The sequence below is a fragment of the Gottschalkia acidurici 9a genome (assembly GCF_000299355.1).
Classification (GTDB): Bacteria; Bacillota; Clostridia; order Tissierellales; family Gottschalkiaceae; genus Gottschalkia; species Gottschalkia acidurici.
Window position 1 is genome coordinate 1,502,111 of record NC_018664.1, and the last position, 23,120, is coordinate 1,525,230.

Below are 23,120 nucleotides of genomic sequence, written 5' to 3' on the forward strand. Positions count from 1 at the left end.
AATAGGAGAAAAAAATGAAGTATAATATTATATTAGAATCTTTTGAAGGCCCACTAGACTTACTTTATCATCTTATAGAAAAAGAAAAAGTTGATATATATGATATACCTATATCTAAGATAACAGATCAATATATAGCTCATATAGAAACTATGAAAGAACTAGATCTAGACGTTACTAGTGAATTTTTAGTGATGGCTGCTACACTATTGGAAATTAAATCAAAAATGCTTTTACCTGTATCTAAGAAAGATGAAGGTTTTCAGCAATCTATGGACGAGTTAGATCCGAGGGTTGATTTAGTGAGAAGACTTATAGAGTACAAAAAGTATAAAGATGCTTCTGAAAAACTAAAATCTAGAGAAGAATTATATAGTAAGATTTATTATAAAGCAAAAGAAGAAATAGAATATGAAGAAGAGGATATTGCGTTCGAAAATATAGACTTAGACCACTTAATAGTTGTGTATAAAGAAATATTAAAAAAGTGTATTGATTATGAAAAAGAGGTAGAATATAAAGAAATAGCAAGAGATAAAGTAACAATAGAGGAAAGTATTGATAGTATCTTAGATATGGTTAACTATAGAAAAAAAGTGTTTTTTGAAGATTTATTTCAAGATAAAAATACGAAAGCAATGGTTGTAGTGACATTTTTAGCTTTACTAGAACTTATAAAGCAAAAACTTGTATCTATTAAACAAGAAGGGAATTTTGCAAGAATAGTAGTAGAATTAAAAAATACAAAATAAAACTAGGAGTGCCTTATGGATAAGAGAGAGATAAAATCTGTAATTGAAGGGTTATTATTTACATGGGGTGACCCTTTATCGATTAAAGACATTAGGGACGTTTTGGAAATCCCTGAAAAGGAAGTTAATGATATACTGCATGAAATGATAGATGAGTTTAATTATGAAAGAAGAGGTATACAAATACTAAAAACTAATAATACATATCAGTTAGGTACAAGAGCAGAACACTTTGAATGGATGAAAAAACTTTGCGTACCAAAGGAAAGTAAAACACTTTCTGCTGCTGCACTGGAGACACTATCTATTATAGCTTATAAACAACCGATAATTAAGAGTGAGATAGAAGCTATAAGAGGTGTAAAGTGTGATAAGGCAATATCAACTTTATTAGAAAAGAAGTTAATAAAAGAAGCTGGTAGATTAGAGAAAACAGGAAGACCCATATTGTATGGTACTACAGATGAGTTTTTAAAGTGTTTTGGACTAGATACATTGAAACAATTACCTCAGTTAAAAGAAATAATTGAAGATAAAGAAGAGAAGAATATTTAAATAACACAAGTTTTTGTGTTATTTTTTTTTTATTGGGAAAAATAACTTTTAAACTGTATATATAGAATGGGGTGAATTAGATTGAAATTAATTATATTTTTTATACTTTTTATATTTATAATTATATTCGCTATATTGTTAAGTACTTATAAAATAAAGATTACTATAAAAATAAAGGATGAACATAGCTACTTTAGCATAAGAGCTTCTACGCTTCAAGGATTATTAAAGCACCAATATGAAGTTCAATTTATAGATTTAATTTTACATGAAAATAAACCTCTTTTAAAGACAATCACAGCTCGGAAAGAAAAAGATTCATATACAAAAAAAGAAGAGAAGTTAAATTTAAATGAAATAAAAAATTATATAAATATTATTAAAAAAAATAAGGAAATATATGAAGAAATATTAAATTACATATTGGAAAAAATGATAATAGAGAAATTTAATCTAGATATTAAGGTTGGATTAAATGATGCTGCTACAACTGCGATAATTTATGGAGCTACTAATTTTCTAGTTGGAATACCCATAAACGTTATAACTAGAAAAAAAAGTTTTACAGAAATGAATATAAATATTACTCCAGAATTTAATAAGAATATTTTAGAAGTAAATTTTAACTGTATAATTATCCTGAGATTAGTAAATATTATTATTGCAAGACGTAAAGCGAAACCTGTAAACATTTAGTTACAAATTTAAAAGGTGGTGAAGTAAATGGGAGATCATCCTATAGAGGGACTAATGAAAACTACTATGGAAAGCATTAAGGGCATGATAGATGTAAACACGATTGTAGGAAGCCCTGTACAGACTCCGGATGGCCAGGTAATAATACCTATATCTAAAGTTTCTTTTGGATTTGCATCTGGTGGTGGAAATTATGTTGTGGATAAAGAAGGAGAAGAGGAAATTCCTTTTGCTGGTGGGTCAGGAGCTGGAGTATCAGTTCAACCAGTAGCTTTCATGGTGGTTGGAAACAGTAAGATGAAGCTATTACCTGTAGATCAAGGAAATAATATGCTAAATAGTATATTAGACTTTATTCCTAAAATATCAAATGAAATGAAAAAAAATGATAAAAGTAAAAAAATAATGACAATGATATATGTGAAAGTGATTATGAAAACTAAAGAGTAAACAACTGCTCTTTAGTTTTTCAATACAAAACTACACTTGGACTATTTGGAGTGATAATATGAAGTTTAAAAGACTAATTACCATTATTATAGCTATAATATTATTTCAAAGTGGTATAGTTACTGTATATGGTACAGAAGATAATAGTATAAAATTATCAGCAAAAAGTGCTGTTTTAATAGATTCTGCTACAGGTAGAATATTGTATTCAAACAATGGTGATAAACGACTCCCAATGGCTAGTACTACTAAAATAATGACTGCACTTGTAGCAATTGAGAAAGGCGATTTAGATAAAAAAGTAACTATTAAAAAGGAATCTGTTGGAATAGAAGGATCAAGTATATATTTAGCTGAGAATGAAGAAATCTCACTAAGAGATTTACTATATGGCCTTATGCTTAGATCAGGAAATGATGCGGCTACGGCTATAGCTAATGAAATAGGAGGTTCAACTGAAGAATTCTCTAAAATGATGAATGAAAAAGCTAAACAGATTGGAGCTAAAAATAGTAACTTTATGAATCCACATGGTTTGCATGATGAAAATCATTATACCACAGCTTATGATCTGGCTATTATAACCAAAGAGGCTCTTAAAAGTAAAGAATTTAGAGAAATATCAAAAGCTAGAACATGGATTGCAGAGAGAGAAATAAATAAACATTTTTATAATAAAAATAATACACTATGGGAGTATGAAGGTGGAGATGGAGGAAAGACAGGCTTTACAAAGGCTGCAGGAAGATGTCTTGTCACAACTGCAACTAGAAATGGTACACAACTAATAGCTGTAGTACTTAATGATGGAAACTGGTTTAATGACTGCTATACTTTAATGGATTATGGTTTTAAAAACTATAAATCTTTTGTAATCTATAGTGAAAATCAATTCATAAGGAATATAGATGTAATAAATGGAGTTAAAGAAAATATATCAGTAATTACAAAAGATGAGTTAATAATTCCACTGAAAGAGGAAGAAAAGGATAAAATAAAAACAGTTGTGAAATTACCTAAGGAATTAAGTGCACCTATTAACAAAGGGGATAAAATTGGTGAATTACAAACATTTCTAGAAGGAGAGTTAATATCTACTACAGATTTAGTATCTAATGATAAGGTAAGTGAAAAAAGTAAATATAATAAAATAAAAGATATGCTTAAGAAAATAATATAGTATAAAGGTTTGATTTAATAAAATCAGACCTTTATATTTTTTGTAACAAAATATGAATTATAAAATAATCTATATATTATAATATTATATTTTGAGAGGAGGATAAATCTTTGAAACATAGACTAGAATGCATTGATGCAGGAAGTGAATATTGTCCTTGTTACTTAGCTGAAACAAATGATTGTATAACGTGCTCACACTTACAAGGAAAGGAATTTTGTGAGTGTAATTGGAGGGGAATATGCATATATCAGGAATATGTTATGAATGGTTGTAAGAGGAAAAAGCAAAGGGAGTCTAATGTTGCTAAAGTAGAGGAGATAAAAAATATAAGTGACAATTGCATTATATTAAAACTTAAAGTAAATAACACATTAGCAAGACAATTGAAGGAACCTGGTGCTTATGTTTTTTTAAGAGGAGAAGAGTTACCACATTATTTCGATACTCCAATGTCTATAATGGATGTAGATGAAGTAAATGGATATATATATATAGCGTATCAAATATTGGGATCTAAAACAAAGAAACTTGAGAAGGATAGAGAAGAGTATCTAGTTAGAGGACCTTACTGGAATGGATTATATGGAATGAAAAACTTAAAGAAAGTATCAAACAAGGAATGTCTTGTAGTAGTAAAAGGAATTGCACAAGCACCAGCAATACTGGTAGTAAAGAAATTACTTAAGAACCAAAATAATGTGACGTTTATCGTGGATAAAGGAGCTATAGGAGATGTGTTTATAAAGGATTTTATAAAAGGTTTAAATATGAAAACTATAGAAACAAATCTCCAGAGTAGTAGTGGTGAAATGTTAATTAAGAATATCCTAAAAAATAATGATATAGGATTAGTTTATAGTGGCGGATCTGATGTACTTCACAGTTCAATAATAAGAATGATTGATGAAACTAAAAAAGATCCATTTATAGTAGTTACTAATAATAATGAAATTTGTTGCGGGGAAGGAGTTTGCGGTGGATGTACTATAAGGCTAGCAGATGGAGTAAGAGCAAAATCTTGTAAAACGCAATTAGATGCAAGAAAAGTAATAGAGAGGAGAGTTCTTAATGACTAAAGTTATAGTTATTGGAGGAGGATGGGCCGGATGTGCAGCTGCACTAAGTGCTAAAAAAGCTGGTGGTGATGTCACATTAATAGAAAAAACAGATCTTTTAGTAGGACTAGGTAATGTAGGCGGTATAATGAGAAATAATGGTAGATTTACTGCTACAGAAGAAAATATTTTACTGGGTGCTTCTGAACTATTCAATATAACAGATAAAGTAGCTAGACATAAAAATATAAAATTTCCGGGACATGATCATGCCACACTATATGATGTTACTAAAGTAGAACCCGAGGTAAGAAGATTGTTAGAAGACAGAGGTATAAAAGTGCTTCTTGAAGCCAGAGCTATGGACGTTATAATGGAAGATAGTAAATTAAAAGGTATAGTATTAGCAGATGAAACTATAGTATATGGTGATGTATTTATAGAAACTACTGGATCCACGGGGCCAATAGGTAACTGTTTAAAATATGGAAATGGTTGCTCCATGTGCATATTAAGATGTCCTTCATATGGGCCAAGAGCAAGTATTAGTAGTTTAGCTGGAATTGAAGATATAGTTGGAAAAAGAGGAGATGAATGCTATGGTGCGTTTAGTGGATCTTGCAAGTTAAATAAAGATTCATTAAGTAAAGAGGTTATTGAGACCTTAAATAGGGAAGGCGTAGTGATACTAAAAATTCCAGATGAGGATATAAACTTAGAAAAACTTAATATTAAGGTTTGTCAGCAATATGCATTAAAGGAATTCGCACAGAATGTGATCTTACTAGATACTGGTCATGCACTATGAACAAAAGAACAACTCTGAATTGAGTTGCTCCAGTTCATCAATTGTATACTCCCTTGTGGAAAAATCACCATAATTGCTATCAGGATCCGTACTAGTACCTATAAATTTAATTCTTATTTTTTTCTTATCACCGTACCAATATATAGTGTCTATTAAAGCATTTATTAGTTGTTTTTGTTCTTCTCTAGAAAGTTTATCAATTAAAGCACATCTATTTAATATACTTGAAATAAAACTAATATCTAATTGTTCCATTTCTATATCTTTTGTTTCACTATCTATATTTTTTAATTTCTTGCTAAGGCCATTACATTCTTCTTTTAATGATTTTATTTTATCCATAAGTATCTCATCTATACTAGTATTTATAGAGAGCTTATTAACTAAATTATCTATCTGAAGTTTCTTTTCCTTCAAAGTATTTTCGATTGTGACTTTTTCTAATTCACTTTTACTATTAGTTAGGATTTCTTTATTTTTAGATTTCAATTTACATATGTATTCATTCTTTTCTTCGGCAAGTTTTTTAAGGCTAGCTATAACTAAATCATCTAACTCTGAAGCATTAGCATTCTTATTATCACATAGCTTTTTTCGAGATTTTTTTTTAAGAGAGCATACATAGTAAAATACTTTTTCACCTGTAACCTTAGACACTCTTCCATGCTGAACAGTCATATAACTGTCACAATAGCCACATCGTATTTTACCTGTTAAAAGTACATTGTGAGTTTTTCCGAGTCGTGGAAACTTATCTCTATTTATATCAAACTGTTCTTGCACTTTTAACCATAGATCGGGTTCTAAAGCTCCCTTTATTTTGCTGACGGCCGCAAATCTTTTGCCAGTAGTGTTTACTAACTTAACACTTTTACCACCTCTACTAATATTTTCAGTTTTATTGTAGGTTAGTAGTGAGTGCATACCATCAGGCTCTCCATATATTTCCCAATTATTTTTCAATAGGTAGTCAATTACTTTATTACTAGATTTCACATATACAGGATTTTGAAGAATTATTTTTAATGTAGATTTCTCATATATTATACCATTTGTTGATTTTATATTGTTTTCATGCATATAGATTTCAAGTTTATGTAAACTACCTAACTCTAAGTATTTTTCATATAGGAACTTAACAAAATTCATTTCTTTTTCATCTATAATTAAAAGAGATTTTTCTTTTTTAGATCCTTTGTTATCTATATATACTACTTTTTCAGAATTAAATCCTAATGGTATTCTACCACCTGTCCATCTTCCATTCTTAGCAAGCTCAATCATATTGTCTTTTATGCGTTCAGCAATAGTCTCTCTTTCTAACTGTGCAAATACACTAGCGATATACATCATAGCTCTTCCCATAGGTGTAGAGGTATCGAACTGCTCCCTTATAGAAATAAAATCTATTTTAAGAGATTGCAATTTTTCAACTAGGACAGAAAAGTCAGCAACATTCCTACTTATTCTATCTAATCTATAGCACACTAGAACATCAAACTCTTCATTTCTAGCGTCTTTCATTAATTTTTTAAACTGAGGTCTATCAGTATTCCCACCAGAGAATCCTTCATCTTCATAACATATAAATTTAAGATCTTCACCTAACTGTCTAGTAGCAAAGCTTTTACACATTTCAATTTGATTTTCAATACTATCTCCTTTTCCTGTAAACTTAGATTTACGGGAGTATATAGCAACTCTTTTCAAATTTTCATCTCCTTTGCTTTTTAGTGTTTAAATTAGTACATATTATAATATATATTTTTAATTGCTGACTTTATGAACTAATTACTTTATTATATTACTGTTTATAAATATATTAGAGTGTAAACTCTAATACCAACTGAAGTATGGGAAAATAACGTTTTTATATATTGAAATATGTGCCTCGATATAGTATGGTTAAGCGATAATGTTGATTAAATGAGGCGATAAAAATGGATAAAGATAAATTAATTAGAAAAGAGCTAAGACTAATTATAGGAAGATTAGGATTGCTTAATAATAATTGTCTAAAATTAAGCACTTGATAATTTGATACTAGATTATGTATATCTTTATCTCTAATTTGATTAACTTCACTATATAATTTCTATCTATCAATTATAATATATTCAGATTTGATCCATATAAATGATAAGTTAAAGTCTGAGCAGATCTGATGCTATTAGAAATTATATGACTTTTTTATAAATTATTGTTGGTAACTATAAAAGTTATCATTAATAGTTTATTCTCTAGGTGTTGAACTATAGTTATTAATATTAGCATCTATGTCTTTACATTTTGCGATATCAGAAATAGAAGTTAGTACTAATATAAATATTAAAACAGTTGATACAAATTTTCTTTTTATCTACAATCATTATAAAAACAATAAGCTCAAATATTTTCTAAAAAGCATGTATCTATCGCAAAATTTGACATTTATTTAAATGTGTAAAATTAGCAATCAATCAAATGATTTTACAATTCCTGTCGGAAGATGTCGACAAAAGCCCTACTTCTCTAATATAACAATAAGTGTTAAGATTAATATAAGAGGTGATGTATTTGTGGATATTATGACTCTTAAGGAAATATTAATAGTAGGTGTACCAGAAGTATTTATTGTAATTTTAATAGGATTAGTACTTGGATTTAGTAATGATTTTTTTAAACAGATAAGACTATGGGGTTTAAAACTTTTCATATCAGTAATGTTTATTTTAATAGGTATATATTTTATTAGGAGTAGAGCAACAAGTATTCAAAGTATAAGTATATTTTGTCTTATTACATATATAGCAAGTTATAAGTTTATATTCGAGATGAACACTAGAAAAAGTATAATAATTGGAAGTATAGTTATGTTTCTAATACTTTCATCAGAAATAGTTACATTTCCAGTTTTAAAGTATATAGAAAATGGAGTCTATTTTAAGAATAGAATTAATGTAACTATTATAACTAGAGTTATTCAGATTATTATTTTAGTATTGTTTTATAAAGCTAATATGCACATAAGTAATATAAATATGATCTCGTGTAAATGGAGAGATCTTAAGATTAAAGAAAAAATAACTATTGTATTTATAATATCTTTATTAGTATTATGCGTAATATTTAATGCTAGCTATTCAGACTTATATGTAAAGTTAAATATTAGTAATTTAAAACTTGAAGATAGCTATATAAGATTAAACATGTTTATGTATTTTATGGAAAATATACTTTTTATATTCATAGTATTGTATCTTCTTAACAGAACAAAAAACTATTATATTTTTGAGGAATTTTTATTACAGGGAGATGAAGCAATCCTTCGTGACTTATTAGAATTAGCAGATGAGGAGAGAATTAGGGAGTATAAAAAAATCTGTGATCAATATCTTGAAGAATTAGATATACCTAATAGGGTGACTGAATGAATAAAAAGTTTGCTCTTAAACTAATAGAAACTACTATGAGGTTAATAGTTTCTTTATTTTCAATGTTAGCCGTACAAGCTCAAACATGCTCTGCAGCATTTTGGAAAACTAAAATGTCAAAAGCACTAGAAAAATAAGAACAGGAGCTTCCTCCTGTTCTTATTTAAAGAGGAGGGAGTTAGTTGAAAATAACTGAATTACTTAATGAGCTTGGAGTAGATAACTTCAGGGATAGAGCATTTCTGTATAAAATAATATCTATATTTAAAGGAAATAATCAGTGTGATAATTTCGTTCAAACTATTATAAATGAATTTGAAAGAGACTATTCTACTATAAGAAAGAGAATGAAGAGAATTATAGAAAGTAATGAAAATAATATATCAAATGTACTAGATATACAAAAGGATAAATTAACAAGTAAGGCTTTTGTACAAAAGCTAATTAAAAAAACAGGAGCAAAGAAATGAATGGAATTATTAAACTATTTGCATATAAAATATATAAACATACCGATAAATATAACAAAGATAAACATGATAAAGACGAATGGAGAGAAGTGTTAGAATATATAGTTTATAGAATCATGACATTTACTCTACTTATAACAATGCTAGTTATATTATCAAATCTATTTACAATAGATAATGATATATATGTATTTACTATTAGCTTTTTAATTTTAAAAAGAAAGTTTGGTGGAATGCATCTAGAAAGTGAAGTGGGATGTTTTATATTAAGTCTAATATTTCCACTCATCGTATATTTCTTATTTAAAAATACTCATACCCAAAGCGAAATTCTTATAATTATGAGCATTACTTCTGCTTTCATGCTGGCTAAAATAGGAACGGTAGATAATGTAGTGAGAAAGCTAAAGAAAGAACATAAATTAAAGTTACAAAAACAGGGGATTATAGTCCTAATAATAATGTTATCAATAAATTTATATACAAATAATCAGTTTATATCTTTAGCGCTAATTTTTACAGTAATAAACTGCTTAATTGGTAAAATTCAATATATTAAAAAAATTGCAGGACATGAGAAAAAATAATATAATAAAGCTCACAAACAAATATTCCTTTTATGCTGTAGACTTATTAGTATAAGACAAGGAGGAATATAGTAATGATAAAATATATACTTTGGTATGGTAATTATATAGATAAATATGGCTGCGATATATAAGCTTAGATTATAAAGCTAGTTAAACAAAAGAGAGGTAAAATCTATTAATAGATTTTACCTCTCTTTTGTTTAACTAAGGATATGTTGAATTTTGTATTTTTTAAAAGAATTCTCAAAGCGTTTATATATTTAGTAATTTTACATATTACACTGTAATAATTTAAATACAGATAAATTTTATCATTTCTTAAATGAAGTCATTTAGATTTATTTTAATAGATTCTAAACTAGATATTTCTATGTTCCTAATCTTTTAGTTATCTATATATTAGTGTTAGAATATTGGAAAGTAACACTATGGAAAAAGTTAAGATAAAACTATCCTATAAATATAAGCTCATAAAAAGAAGTAAGTGCAGGCTAAGCTATAAGGTAGTGAAGAAGTATATTTACTTCAAATTAGTTAATTATTAACTTAGCTTTAAACTAGCTAATAGACTGTCATAGGACATTCAGTGGTACACATAGCATTTAGTAAGGAGGTTGAAAATGTATAAAGTTGAACTGATTTTGCCTAAAGATATTCAACCATTAAAAGAAAGAATGACTGATGTACTCACAGATATATGGATAAAGAAGTTAGGTACAAAAGAGAAAGTAGATCATCTTATAAAAGAATTAGAGAAAGAAGATATAGAAGAATTTCTTTAAAAAAGACGTAAGATAAACACAACATTAGACTTTAAAAATTATTTGTATATAGTTGCTTTTTACAGTATTAAAGGATTAATCTTAAATTTTAAGAAAAGGACAAAATATAACGAAAGGTAGTGCATTAATAAACCTTCGCTATAAAAATAGAATTAAATAACGTGTGCTGCTATAGAATATACAATTAGATCTTATGATTTACACTAAAATACGGTTGAAAATAATAATAACATAATAAGAAGATCTTAAATGTTTAATATAATTATTTAACTATTAGAATCGAGGAATAATACTATGAGACTCTACAGTTTATAAGATAGAGCTATAGATATAATAGTTATCAGTATATATAATGACAAACACAAGAAACAATAGAACTAAAAGTGAAGATTATAGCTTTATTGGCCAATAAATTAAAAAGAAAAAGGTTCTTCAGATCTGACACTCTGAAGAACTTAAACTTGATAGCTTAAAAATATGTTTAATATAAGCGTTATACTACATAGAAATGAGCTTTATGAAGAGAAATAATTCAATAATTTAAATCTCTTAGAACTATTATAAAAGTTATCAATATCTCCTTTAAGAACAAAGTGTAAAGAAAAAATACAAAAGAATATACATGCTTTAAAGAATCATTATTTAAATCTTTAAAAAATAACGATAGCATAAAAATTTTAAAAAAATAGTGATTGGATAAAGGATACATAAAAGAAGAAAAAGAGATTTTAAATAGATCACAAAAAACTAGAGAACAAGTTATAGCTTTAGGAATGAATGACGAAAATGATTATGAAAATTATAAGAGATGTTATAAATACTCATAAACCTTTAGGTCTGTTTTGGGCAAAAGATACCAAGGCTAATTTATATATAGCAGTAAATAATAATATAGGGAAAGCTTATAAACAAAAGTTCAAATCACTAGAAGAATGCATAAATTGGTTAATGAAGGAGGAAGTATAGTGATGTATACAGAGTCAGTAGAATCACTAAAAAAAGTAGAGTTAGCCATAAATACTTTAAATGATTTAGAAGGTGATGAAGCAATTAGTGGTGATGAGATTTTAAATATAATAGAGCCTTCAACTGAACGCTTACATGAACTTAGAATAAGATTAAAATTAGATATTAATAAGTGTCAAGAGGACAGGTATTCACTAAAAGAAGATAAAGCAGATATCTTCAGAAAGATAGCAAAAGGATATTAAACATGAAAAAGCTTATAAAGGAATGGAAATACAGACTTAAAAATATAGATGAAAACTTACAGATACACATAAAAGCAATTGAGAATAAAGAATATACAAAAGACATGAGAGACTATGCAAGAAGTAGAGTGATTAGTTTAACAGAATATAAGAATCTTATAGAAAGTACAATAGAAGCACTTGAGAAAGTGAAAGAGGAGGTATAGAAAGTGAATATCAGGGCATTAAGGTCTGATGAAATAGAATGTAGAGTACAAACAGTAAAGCAAAATGGATGTTCTTTGCTTCTGTTTAAAGATGCAAGATGTGATATGAAAATACTAGATGAAACCTTTGGAATAATGGGATGGCAAAGAAAGCATGAGCTTATAAATAATAACCTGTTTTGTACTATATCAGTTTGGGATAAAGATAAACAAATGTGGATTAGTAAACAAGATGTTGGAGTTGAAAGCTATGCAGAAAAAGAAAAAGGGCAAGCATCAGATAGCTTTAAAAGAGCATGTTTTAACTTAGGTATAGGTAGAGAACTTTATACAGCTCCTTTTATATGGATTAGTTTAAATAGTAATGAGATAATTGAGAATAAAGGAAAGTATAATGTCAAAACAAAGTTTAGAGTTAAAGAAATAAGTTATAACGAAAACAAAGAGATAGATAGACTAGTTATAGTTGATAACCAAGGAACAGTAAGATATGAGACAGGAAAGCATATAAAAGCAGACAATATTAATCGCAATACGAACAGTAAAAGCAACACTGAAAAAGATAAAGAAACAGACTATAAGTGCTTAGAATGTGGAGTAGATATTATACAAGCAGTAAATGCATATAGCAATAATAAATTTGGACGAGCATTGTGTAGAGATTGTCAAAATAAGCAAAGGTAGATGAGATTATGAGGAGATACAGCTATGAAGAATATCTACGAATATGTTATTGGAATGACGAAGAACCAATGACTGAGAAAGAGTATGCAGAGTTTTTAGAAACTAATTATGACTAAGTAAATATAGGGGTCTCTACAATAAGAGATCCCTAATAAAAAGATATATAAATATCATGCTTGTTATAATTGTTCTATTACTAAGAATAATGAAAGTCTGTGCTGAAAATCATGTTATGGGAAACCCAAAATACAAAAAGAAAATAATATTGATTTTGAAAATATTTCAATCAATACAAAGAACTTTTAAATTATATGATATTACAAATAAACATTATATCTTATAACGAATCTGGCTTGAATAAAGAATACTCCCTAGCTTCAACGCTTTAAGTTTTACATTCACTTATAGTGATAGAAAACAAAGATTTTCTAAAAAAATATAATAATGAAAATACCTCATTGATAAAGAGAAAACTTAAGCAGTAAAGACATAAACAGTCGCTAAAAACAAGATTTTTCAAGAAATGGAGGTAAAAGAGAAAGAGTTTAGAAAAAATCATAAAAGACTTAAGTCTATATTGGGATTTCATGAAGATTTAACTAAAGCTAGAGTAATTTTAAGAACAAGTTCATATGTGAAAATTTGAAATAGTAAATATTTAGGATGGTATCAGAGAAATAAAGGAATATTATCTTTTACATAGAAATTTATATGTAAAGGGGAGTGATAGTAGATGGATAAAGATAAAATTATAAATCATATAGGTGAAAATTTTAAAAAGGATGCCCTATGTGTAATGGCATGGAATGGGATATATGCAATAACTTATCAAGCAGCTATCCTTTAAGCAGTAAAAACGGTAGTTATGAGTGGGAACAAAAAGGAAAGGTAAATCCTGTAGTAGAAGTTATATGCTTACATTGTGGATTTGTAGCGGGAATATCTACTTTAGTAATGAGATAGAGACTAAGAGCCTACTTGTTGTTCTTTTAATCTTAAAAAATAATTAAAATATTTGAGTAAATATAGAATCATAAATAATTGAACAAATTATAAAGTTAAATTAAATATCTATGTTAATTGCTGAAATGGCGGAAATATAATAAAAAATAAATAATTTTAAACATAATAACAAAGAAAAAGATAAGTGGCTGATAGCTTAGAGACAACAAAATCACTTTTAATAGACCTTTAAAGGGCTAGTATATGACAATAGAGAGGATCAATAACTTTACATTAAGGCTAGAAAACGGAAATATAAAAAATTATTTTAAAGATGTCCAAAAGCACCATAGACAAAATATTGACATGCTAGCAAGTTATATTCGCAACCGAAAGAGAAGATAGAAATTAAAGGAGAAATATATCTGAAAAGGTTTTGGAGAGGTAATCCGGATTATAAATCAAGAGATCTTGTATGTGAAATATTACAAAATGATAGGAAATCTACCGAGAAGTTAAAAAGGTTAACTTAATTTAAAAAAGGGTCTAAGCAGCAAAGGCTCTTTTTTATGTAATAAGGCAATTTTAATATGTATACGAGCATAACGTAAGTGTTATACAATGATAAAAATGATTATTCTTTTTACTCCACAAAAATAATATTTGTTAAAATGATATTTAGAGAGACTTAATTTCTTTATATGGCTTATATGCTATATATAATATCTTTATCTTAATATCCTAAGATCTACTTATTGTTGAATTTCAATATTTACAAATACTACATACGACTTCCAGTAAATGTTTGATATAATGAATTAAGATAAATATTATAATTTTACTATCTATGAAGTTTAATTATATAAAAGTAGATGAATTCTTATGAGAATAAAACGAATTAATTACTCGGTGCAGTTTATATAAATGATAGTATATTGTACCGAGAAAAGAAAAATATTACTATCAGCGTAACTGCATCGTCCTTTTTAGTATCCAGATAATATTAGGGAGGAAAGGGTTATGAATCGTGATAGACTTAGAAGAATATGGAAGAAGGAAGAGAATAAGGTTTTTAAAGGATGGGATTTTTCTTATTTAGACAGCAGATGGTATGATGAAAAGCTACCTTGGAACTATAAAAAAATATTAAAAGAGTATTTAAAATCAGAATATAAAATACTTGATATGGGAACAGGTGGAGGAGAATTCTTATTATCTTTAAATCATCCATATAATAAAACTTCAGTTACAGAGATGTGGGAACTTAATATAAAAGTATGTAAGGAAAAACTAGCTCCGCTAGGTATTGGTGTGTACCAAATATACCAAGATAAAATCTTACCTTTTAAAGATAATTCTTTTGACATGATTATAAATAGACATGAATCGTATGATGTAAAAGAAATAAAGAGAATATTAAGGCCTAGAGGTATATTTATTACTCAACAAGTTGGTGGGAGAAATAATGAAATTCTTTCGAATCGGTTAATAAAAGATTTTAACCCGCAATTTAAGAACATTAGCTTAGATAATGCTATATACGAATTAAAAGAAAACTTCTTTAACATCATATATAAGAATGAGTATTTTCCATACTTACATTTTTATGATGTTGGTTCTATTGTATACTTTGCAAAAATCATAGAGTGGGAGTTTCCAAACTTTTCGGTAGATAGTTGCTTTAATGAACTATATGACTTATATAAAGAACTAAAACAAAAGTCATATGTAGAAAGTTTTGAACACAGATTTATTATAGTATGTAAAAATATAAAATAGCTACTTATATAATAAGGGGTTTGATATCTAACATTCAAACCCTTTAAATATTTTATAATTTTATGTTAGATTTAAAAGTATATTAGTGTATTGACAGAAGAAGTAGATAATACTATTACTGTTATAAATATTTCAATATCTTAATAAATAAATAAAAAACTAAAATATGAAAGTAAACAATAAATAAAAACATATATAAATATGGGAGCTTATATAGAGTAAATGGATCAATAAGTATTGCCTGTAGAAAAGGATTAAAAAGATTTAAAGATAGAATTGAGGCATTTACATATAATGGATCGAAAGGTAATAATAATGCAATGTAAAGGTGAGGAAAAAAGAGAGTCTGTAATTCCAAAATGCACTATTTTAATTGGACAGTATTGAGAAAAAATATGAGCATATTATTTAGGATATTACATGATCAAATAGTATTAGAACTTTAGATAGTTAAATGTTAATGTATCAGACGAAATCTTGAAAATATTTTAAATATGTCATATCAGTCTGTATTAAAATCTTTAAGTGAAAGGGACAAAGAGAAACTATGAAACAAATAGCAATAGTTTAATAAATAGATATCATTTTAATTAGTAAATGTAATGACTAAACTAATAACTCTAAGTTATTCTAGGGAAAATAATATGCTGTTAAATTATGTTGTGAGAATAAAATTTTAAAATATTGTGGATAGTATTTTTTGTTTGTAACTTATTAATAAAATTTGTTATAGGAATAAGTTCTACTTATGTTCCATTTAATAATTCTTTAATAGTTGTATTACTCATTTTTCTTAACTTGCAAAGTATAGTAGATATATTATACCTAGATAGTGTAGAATATAATGTGGAGATGATATTTTCTATATTGATAAATGTGTTTTTAATGTTGTTCTTTTGTTCATACTGCACATGCTAAGTTAATGTCTTCATTTTATCCACTTGAAAGATTGAGAAAAATAAGAGGACTAGAAAGTGCTAGATATGAAGATCCTTACTCAGGTGGGAAAGCTAACTCAGTTAGATATCTTTCCATAGCTCCAAGAGATAATAAAATGAAAGTTGCTGGATTAGATAACTTACTGTGTGGTGGAGAAAAAGCAGGTTTATTTGTAGGTCATACTGAAGCAATAACTACAGGAAGTTTAGCAGGGCACAATAGTGTAAGATTAAGTTTAGGAATGCCTCTATTAGAGCTTCCAAGGAATCTTGCAGTAGGAGATATTATTGCTTATGCTAATGAGAGCATAGGTACGAAAGATGGACTTAAGAAAAGATTTACATTTGCGGGTTCAGAATTTTTTGAAAGAATGAAGGTTACAGGATTATATACTACAAACATAGAGGAAATTAGGAAGAAAATAGATGGATTAAATTTACTTGGAATATATGAAGAAAAATTAGTATAATGAACTTGAAGATTTTCAGATAAAGGAAGGTTAAAAATGAGGTTACAAAAATTTATGGCTCAATGTGGAGTTGCTTCTAGAAGAAAGTCAGAAGAAATAATCCAAGAAGGAAGAGTTAAAGTAAATGGAATTATAGTTAAAGAACTAGGAGTATCTATAGACTCACTTGAGGATAATATAACTGTAGATGATAAAAGGATAAAACCTGAAGGAAATAAAGTATATATAGCTTTAAATAAACCAACTGGCTATATAACAACCGTTTCAGATCAATTTGGAAGGAAAACGGTAATAGATTTAATAAGTGATATTAAAGAGCGTGTTTATCCAATCGGAAGATTAGATAGTGATACATCTGGTCTACTATTATTAACAAATGATGGAGATCTTGCATATAAAATTACACATCCTAAACATGAAATAAGTAAAAAATATATAGCTAAAGTGAAAGGTATACCTAAAGAGCATAAGCTTAAGCAATTTAGAGAAGGACTCAAGATAGATGATTATATTACATCTAAAGCAAAGGTAAAAATAATTAATGAATTTGAAGGAAACTCTATATTAGAAATAGAAATTCATGAAGGGAAAAATCGACAAGTAAGAAAAATGTGTGAAAAAATAGGTCATGAAGTTATAGAATTAGAAAGAATTGCAATTGGAGAAATTAATCTTAAAAAAATACCACTAGGAAAATGGAGGTTTTTAGAAAAAAAGGAGATAGAGTACTTAAAAAGGCAGTAAGAAAAAGCTACTACCTCTAGCTATATATCAATCAGAGGTAGTAACTTAATATATATTTAATTATCATTACATATATCTAAGATGCTATTATAGTAAAAGAATTTTAGGCAAAATTATTTAACGGAGGAAGAAAATGATCATAGCGAGAAAAATAAACTCAGAAAAAGAAGAAGAAGTTTTAAAAAATATATTAAGGCAGTATAATATAAATGATGAACATAAAGATAACGATGTTACTTATATTTTACTTTTAGATGATAAAATAGTTGGTGTATGTAAGTTAACGTGCTATCATGATATAGGAATATTAAAATATATAGTAATAGACAAAAAAGAAACAGGGCAAGATTTGGGAGATGCGCTATTACGATCTGCTTTAAACTATTGTTTTAGAAATAATATATCTAGAGTTTACTATAAGACAATTGATGATTATTTAATTAAAAAAGGATTTGAAAAAAACAAGAATTACTTAAAGAATGTAGAACACGAGGAAGAATATTTATTAGAAGTCAACTTAGAACGCTTTTTTAACAGACCTTGTAAATCTTCAGGAGGGAGATAGGACTTGTATAAGCATCTCAACAGTATAATAAGTATAGCTAAGGAGATAATTGATAGAACTGTAAAAAAAGGTAGCATAGTGGTAGATGCAACTGTTGGAAATGGTCAAGATACGATAAAATTAGCTGAATTAGTAGGTGAAACTGGAAAGGTATATGGGTTTGATATTCAAAGTATAGCTATAAAAAATACAAAAAAGAGGTTAATACAAGAAAATTTAGAGAATAGGGTAGAATTGATAAATGATGGACATGAAAAAATAGACTGCTATATAAGTAAAGAAGTTGATTTTATAATATTTAACCTAGGATATTTGCCTGGAGGAGACCATACTATAGTTACAAGAAAAGACTCTACATTAGAGGCTATAAAGAAAAGTTTAGTTATACTAAAGCCTAACGGAATTATGCTTCTAGCAGTATATCATGGACACTATGAAGGGAAAGTAGAGAAGAGATATATAGATGAACTACTTAAAGAATTGAGTCAGAAAAAATTTAATACTTTAAAATTTGAGTTTATAAATCAGATAAATAATCCACCAATACTTTATGCCATTGAAAAAAATATGAGCTTTTTAAAGGAAATGAGATAATGGAAGAGAAAATTGACTTAATAAATTTAATTAAAGAAAAGTTTGAGGACTTAAGTAAAGGCCAAAAACTTATAGCAAATTATATAATATCTAACTATGATAAGGCAGCATTTATGACAGCGGCAAGATTAGGTCAAGTAGTAGGAATAAGTGAATCTACAGTAGTAAGATTTGCTAATACAATGGGATATGATGGTTACCCTAATCTTCAAAGTGAATTACAAGAGTTAATAAAAAGTAAGTTAACTACTGTACAGAGATTAAGTATGTCTCAAGATGACTATTCTAACAAAAATATAGGTGTAAGGAAAATACTAAAGACTGATATGGAGAACATAAGACATACTATAGATGATATAGATACCGAGATATTTGAAGAGGTAGTTAATAGTATTCTTAAAGCAAAAAAAGTTTATATATTAGGTCTTCGTAGCTCTAATGCACTTTCTTCATATCTAGGATTTTACTTAGGTGTAATATTGGATGATGTAAAGGTAGTGAACTTAGGAATAAGTGATATATTTGAACAACTTATAAGAGTCACTAAAGATGATGTGGTTATAGGTATAAGTTATCCAAGGTATTCGAGGAGAACCTTGGATGCATTGAAATATGTCAGAGATCAGGGATGCAAAGTCATAGGAATAACTGATAGTGAGGCGTCTCCTATAACGAGTATTGCACACTTAACATTATTTGCAAGGAACAATATGGTTTCCTTTGTAGATTCATTGGTAGCTCCGATGAGTCTTATAAATGCATTAATAGTTTCAATAGGTATGAGAGTAAAGAATGAGGTGGCGGAATACTTTCAAGAACTAGAAAATATATGGGAAGAATATAATATATATGATAGAAAGCTATAGATAGAGAAGTCATTTTTATAAGATTTATTTATAAGAGTGACTTCTCTATTTTAAATGAATTAATGACGAAGAATATCATCATAATTGATTGCTAAAAATAACTAGATTAATATTATTAAATTGATATAATAATACTATATTTATTAAAGGAGGCTTATATGACCAAATTATATTTACTTAGACATGGACAATCTGAATGGAATATATTAAACAAAGTTCAAGGGCAAGAAGATACTGAATTAACAGATAAAGGTATTAAACAAGCTAAGCAAGCTGCTGATAGGCTGTATAATGAAGAAATAGACTTAATATATACTAGTGATTTAAAACGAGCCTATGAAACTGCTAAGATAGTAGGTAATAAGCTAAAATTAGATATAAACAAAGTTGAAGGACTTAGAGAAATAAACTTTGGAATTTGGCAAGGACTAAACTTAGATGAAATAAAAAAAGACTATGAAGAAGAATACAGTTTATGGAGAAAAGAACCTCATAAGCTAAATCTTGAAACGGCTGAAAAGCTTTCGGAATTACAAGACAGAATGTTGAAAACTGTAAATGATTTAATAATGAGAAACCCTAATAAGAATATATTACTTGTATCTCATGGAACAGCTATAAAAGCATTAATATTAGGTATATTAGATATAGATATTTCAAAATATAATAAAATAACTATTGGAAATGTAGGTTTAAGTATCATAGAATTTAGGGAGTTTTCGCCAGTAATAAAAGTTTTAAATGATACAAATCATGTTAGGGAGGATTAATTTTGTCAGAAAAAGTAGCAGTGATAGGAGGGGGACCAGCAGGAATGATAGCAGCTGGAACCGCAGGATCCCTTGGGAAAAGTGTAACAATATTTGAAAAAAATGAGAAGCTAGGCAGGAAGATGTTTATAACAGGAAAAGGTAGATGTAACATTACAAATAATGCGGATATAGAGGTTCTTATAGAAAATGTAGTTAACAATAATACTTTTTTATATAGCTCATTCTATACTTTCACAAATCAAGATATTATAAATCTTCTAAATAATTACGGAGTAAAGGTAAAGACTGAAAGAGGAAACAGGGTATTTCCTGAAAGTGATAAATCTAGTGATGTAATTAAGGCATTAGAAAGATATTTAAAAGAAAACAATGTAAAAATAAAATTAAATCAAGAAGTAAAAAAAATAGTTAAAAACAATGAATTATTCTTTATAGAATTCCCAAATGGAAAAATAGAAAGTTTTGATAAGGTGATAATAGCTACAGGAGGAAAATCTTATGAGCAAACAGGCTCAACTGGAGATGGTTATGTTTTCGCTAAGAACTTTAATCACACAATAAAGAATTTAAAACCAGCTTTAGTTCCATGTGAAGTTAAAGAATCATTTATAAAAGAGTTACAGGGTCTTTCTCTTAAAAATGTAAGAATATATTCATATGTGAATAATAAAAAAGTGTTTGAAGATTTCGGAGAAATGCTATTTACCCATTATGGTATTTCTGGGCCTATTGTTCTGACTATGAGTAACTATATAAATAAATACACAAGCAATAATACAAATATTGAGATAGTTATAGACTTGAAACCAGCTTTAGATGAGCAAAAGCTAGAGAATAGAATAATAAATGATTTTGAAAAATATTCTAAAAAGCAATTTAAGAATTCTCTAGATGATTTATTACCTATTAAATTGATACCGATAATTGTAAGATTATCAGAAATACCTGAAGATAAATTTGTAAATCAGATAACCAAAGAAGAAAGGAAAAATTTAATTAAACTTTTAAAAGGTTTTAAGTTAACCTTTTCCAAGTTTAGACCTTTGAATGAAGCGATAGTTACTTCGGGAGGAGTATCTACTTTAGAAATTGACTCTTCTACTATGGAATCTAAAATAGTTTCAGGTTTATATTTTGCAGGAGAAGTTATAGATGTAGATGCTCTTACAGGAGGATTTAATCTTCAGATTGCATACTCGACAGGATATATAGCTGGATTAAATTGTTAAGTACAAGAATCACAAGCTAAATGACATAGAATTTTAAATATAGTTAAATCATACTTAAATATAAATATGATAAACTAAAGAATGTAGAGAATAAGAATACGGAAGTTCCTACATTCTTTAAGTGTGTCTATTATTCTATTAATCTATTTAATTTTCAGAATACATACTTTATATAGACTAGTATGAGTAGATGTTAATCTGTTTTAAATCTTAACTTATATAAATATTGCTTAAATTCATATCAAATTCTACTCTGGTATTATCTCTGAAAAAAATATATCTTTATAATTATTATATTTGAAAGGCTTTCAGTAATACTTTTAATTTATTAAGCTATAGACCCTATTTTTAATTTATTAGATCTGTAGAACACAAATTTTCTTGTTTCTTACTATATTATAGTGAAAAAAATTTGAAATACATATATTCACTAATTTGTATTGCTGCTAAAGATATTTAAAGTTAATAAATTTATTTTACTTTTAGAATAGATATTTCATGTTATAATAATGCTAAGATTATGAGAGAATAGAAATTTTACTTTAATAAAAACATATATATAATTAATGTAAAATTCTATTCTTTTAATAATTAATAAATTTTATACAAACATTTAAATTAAGAGTACCAAAGAAAGATTATGCTGATGCTAAACATATAATTTATTATAATGAATGTACTATATTGTTATAGGGAGGACTACAAATCATGAAAAATATATCTATAGCTATAGATGGGCCTGCTGGTGCTGGAAAAAGCACAATAGCTAAAATTATAGCTAAAAAACTTAATATTGACTACATAGATACAGGTGCAATGTATAGAGCATTTACACTAAAACTAATTAAAAATAATATAGATTTAGAAGATTTCAAAACTATATCATCTGTACTAAATGACACTTCTATAGACTTTAGCGACAATCATATATATTTAGACGGGTTAGTAGTAGATGATGAAATTAGAAACAATCAAATTAGTAATAAAGTATCCATAGTAGCTAAAATAAAAGAAGTTAGGGAAAGGCTTGTTCAATTACAAAAAGATATAGCTAAGAATAAAGATATAATTATGGATGGACGAGATATAGGAACATCTGTGTTACCTAATTCTAAATATAAATTTTTCTTAAATGCGTCTGTGGAAGAAAGAGCATTAAGGCGATTTAATGAATTAAAAGCTAACTCTGATACAGTTGAACTTGAAACCATAAAAAAAGAAATAGAAAAAAGAGATGAAATAGATAAGACTAGAGAAATATCGCCACTTATCAAGAGTCATGACGCTATAGAAATAGATACAACAAATAAAAGTATCGACGATGTGGTAGATACAATATTAAGTATAATTAAGAAGGATAATTAA

General features: G+C 27.4%; 27 protein-coding genes. 26 read left to right on the forward strand and 1 reads right to left on the reverse strand.

The features are described from left to right. The first annotated feature begins 14 nt into the window (after positions 1 to 14). From CURI_RS07100 to CURI_RS07130, 7 genes are all read left to right on the forward strand, one after another. Positions 15 to 752: a segregation and condensation protein A gene (locus CURI_RS07100; RefSeq protein WP_014967557.1), complete on the forward strand. Its 738-nt coding sequence runs from the start codon at positions 15 to 17 to the stop codon at positions 750 to 752. Positions 753 to 767: 15 nt separating this feature from the next. Then, positions 768 to 1,307 (forward strand): SMC-Scp complex subunit ScpB, encoded by a 540-nt coding sequence (scpB, locus tag CURI_RS07105; protein ID WP_014967558.1) that lies wholly within the window; start codon positions 768 to 770, stop codon positions 1,305 to 1,307. 81 nt (positions 1,308 to 1,388) lie between these two features. After that, positions 1,389 to 2,003, forward strand: a complete 615-nt coding sequence (locus CURI_RS15020) for a DUF2953 domain-containing protein (RefSeq protein ID WP_014967559.1) — start codon at positions 1,389 to 1,391, stop codon at positions 2,001 to 2,003. A 27-nt stretch (positions 2,004 to 2,030) separates the two neighbouring features. Further along, positions 2,031 to 2,453: a GerW family sporulation protein gene (ytfJ, locus tag CURI_RS07115; RefSeq protein ID WP_014967560.1), complete on the forward strand. Its 423-nt coding sequence runs from the start codon at positions 2,031 to 2,033 to the stop codon at positions 2,451 to 2,453. A gap of 58 nt (positions 2,454 to 2,511) precedes the next feature. Further along, entirely contained in the window at positions 2,512 to 3,633 is a 1,122-nt protein-coding gene (locus CURI_RS07120) for a D-alanyl-D-alanine carboxypeptidase family protein (protein ID WP_014967561.1), read from the forward strand. A 110-nt stretch (positions 3,634 to 3,743) separates the two neighbouring features. Beyond that, the gene (locus tag CURI_RS07125) at positions 3,744 to 4,712 is read left to right on the forward strand and encodes a sulfide/dihydroorotate dehydrogenase-like FAD/NAD-binding protein (RefSeq protein ID WP_014967562.1); all 969 of its coding nucleotides are present in this window, start codon (positions 3,744 to 3,746) and stop codon (positions 4,710 to 4,712) included. Then, positions 4,705 to 5,499 carry an FAD-dependent oxidoreductase gene (locus tag CURI_RS07130; protein ID WP_014967563.1) on the forward strand — a complete coding sequence of 265 codons (795 nt, stop codon included), beginning with the start codon at positions 4,705 to 4,707 and terminating at the stop codon, positions 5,497 to 5,499. The genes CURI_RS07125 and CURI_RS07130 overlap by 8 nt, the downstream gene beginning before the upstream one ends. Here the strand turns inward: CURI_RS07130 and CURI_RS07135 are convergent. After that, complete coding sequence (locus CURI_RS07135) at positions 5,494 to 7,209, reverse strand: recombinase family protein (protein ID WP_014967564.1); 1,716 nt, start codon at positions 7,207 to 7,209, stop codon at positions 5,494 to 5,496. The two genes, CURI_RS07130 and CURI_RS07135, sit on opposite strands and share 6 nt — an antisense overlap. An 857-nt stretch (positions 7,210 to 8,066) precedes the next feature. Here CURI_RS07135 and CURI_RS07140 point away from each other — a divergent pair. From CURI_RS07140 to cmk, 19 genes are all read left to right on the forward strand, one after another. Beyond that, positions 8,067 to 8,912, forward strand: a complete 846-nt coding sequence (locus tag CURI_RS07140) for a hypothetical protein (protein WP_420805156.1) — start codon at positions 8,067 to 8,069, stop codon at positions 8,910 to 8,912. Beyond that, on the forward strand, positions 8,909 to 9,049 hold the full coding sequence (locus tag CURI_RS15795; protein WP_187287424.1) for a hypothetical protein: 141 nt from the start codon (positions 8,909 to 8,911) through the stop codon (positions 9,047 to 9,049). The genes CURI_RS07140 and CURI_RS15795 overlap by 4 nt, the downstream gene beginning before the upstream one ends. 45 nt (positions 9,050 to 9,094) lie before the next feature. Beyond that, positions 9,095 to 9,382 (forward strand): hypothetical protein, encoded by a 288-nt coding sequence (locus CURI_RS07145; RefSeq protein ID WP_014967566.1) that lies wholly within the window; start codon positions 9,095 to 9,097, stop codon positions 9,380 to 9,382. Beyond that, complete coding sequence (locus tag CURI_RS07150) at positions 9,379 to 9,969, forward strand: accessory gene regulator B family protein (protein WP_014967567.1); 591 nt, start codon at positions 9,379 to 9,381, stop codon at positions 9,967 to 9,969. The genes CURI_RS07145 and CURI_RS07150 overlap by 4 nt, the downstream gene beginning before the upstream one ends. Before the next feature lie 623 nt (positions 9,970 to 10,592). Further along, complete coding sequence (locus CURI_RS15800; RefSeq protein ID WP_187287425.1) at positions 10,593 to 10,754, forward strand: hypothetical protein; 162 nt, start codon at positions 10,593 to 10,595, stop codon at positions 10,752 to 10,754. Positions 10,755 to 11,546: 792 nt separating this feature from the next. Beyond that, on the forward strand, positions 11,547 to 11,720 hold the full coding sequence (locus tag CURI_RS15805) for a hypothetical protein (protein WP_187287426.1): 174 nt from the start codon (positions 11,547 to 11,549) through the stop codon (positions 11,718 to 11,720). Beyond that, entirely contained in the window at positions 11,720 to 11,965 is a 246-nt protein-coding gene (locus CURI_RS07160; RefSeq protein WP_144276008.1) for a hypothetical protein, read from the forward strand. Before CURI_RS15805 ends, CURI_RS07160 begins: the two co-directional genes overlap by 1 nt. 2 nt (positions 11,966 to 11,967) lie before the next feature. Next, positions 11,968 to 12,171: a hypothetical protein gene (locus CURI_RS07165; RefSeq protein WP_014967570.1), complete on the forward strand. Its 204-nt coding sequence runs from the start codon at positions 11,968 to 11,970 to the stop codon at positions 12,169 to 12,171. 3 nt (positions 12,172 to 12,174) lie between these two features. Then, complete coding sequence (locus tag CURI_RS07170) at positions 12,175 to 12,855, forward strand: hypothetical protein (RefSeq protein ID WP_014967571.1); 681 nt, start codon at positions 12,175 to 12,177, stop codon at positions 12,853 to 12,855. A 789-nt stretch (positions 12,856 to 13,644) separates the two neighbouring features. Further along, complete coding sequence (locus CURI_RS15810) at positions 13,645 to 13,818, forward strand: hypothetical protein (protein ID WP_014967572.1); 174 nt, start codon at positions 13,645 to 13,647, stop codon at positions 13,816 to 13,818. Positions 13,819 to 14,817: 999 nt separating this feature from the next. Then, the gene (locus tag CURI_RS07175) at positions 14,818 to 15,576 is read left to right on the forward strand and encodes a class I SAM-dependent methyltransferase (RefSeq protein ID WP_014967573.1); all 759 of its coding nucleotides are present in this window, start codon (positions 14,818 to 14,820) and stop codon (positions 15,574 to 15,576) included. A 922-nt stretch (positions 15,577 to 16,498) separates the two neighbouring features. Then, positions 16,499 to 16,984, forward strand: a complete 486-nt coding sequence (locus CURI_RS07180; protein ID WP_014967574.1) for an FAD-dependent oxidoreductase — start codon at positions 16,499 to 16,501, stop codon at positions 16,982 to 16,984. Between the two features lie 36 nt (positions 16,985 to 17,020). Further along, complete coding sequence (locus CURI_RS07185; RefSeq protein ID WP_014967575.1) at positions 17,021 to 17,728, forward strand: pseudouridine synthase; 708 nt, start codon at positions 17,021 to 17,023, stop codon at positions 17,726 to 17,728. Positions 17,729 to 17,861: 133 nt separating this feature from the next. Further along, positions 17,862 to 18,293: a GNAT family N-acetyltransferase gene (locus tag CURI_RS07190; RefSeq protein ID WP_014967576.1), complete on the forward strand. Its 432-nt coding sequence runs from the start codon at positions 17,862 to 17,864 to the stop codon at positions 18,291 to 18,293. A 3-nt stretch (positions 18,294 to 18,296) separates the two neighbouring features. Next, positions 18,297 to 18,887, forward strand: a complete 591-nt coding sequence (gene mnmM, locus CURI_RS07195; protein ID WP_014967577.1) for a tRNA 5-(aminomethyl)-2-thiouridylate-methyltransferase MnmM — start codon at positions 18,297 to 18,299, stop codon at positions 18,885 to 18,887. Beyond that, on the forward strand, positions 18,887 to 19,753 hold the full coding sequence (locus CURI_RS07200) for a MurR/RpiR family transcriptional regulator (protein WP_014967578.1): 867 nt from the start codon (positions 18,887 to 18,889) through the stop codon (positions 19,751 to 19,753). Before mnmM ends, CURI_RS07200 begins: the two co-directional genes overlap by 1 nt. A gap of 158 nt (positions 19,754 to 19,911) precedes the next feature. Next, positions 19,912 to 20,523: a histidine phosphatase family protein gene (locus CURI_RS07205; RefSeq protein ID WP_014967579.1), complete on the forward strand. Its 612-nt coding sequence runs from the start codon at positions 19,912 to 19,914 to the stop codon at positions 20,521 to 20,523. Between the two features lie 2 nt (positions 20,524 to 20,525). Continuing rightward, positions 20,526 to 21,755, forward strand: a complete 1,230-nt coding sequence (locus CURI_RS07210; protein ID WP_014967580.1) for a BaiN/RdsA family NAD(P)/FAD-dependent oxidoreductase — start codon at positions 20,526 to 20,528, stop codon at positions 21,753 to 21,755. Between the two features lie 708 nt (positions 21,756 to 22,463). Further along, a complete protein-coding gene (gene cmk / locus CURI_RS07215; RefSeq protein ID WP_014967581.1) occupies positions 22,464 to 23,120 on the forward strand; it encodes a (d)CMP kinase in 657 nt (218 codons plus the stop codon).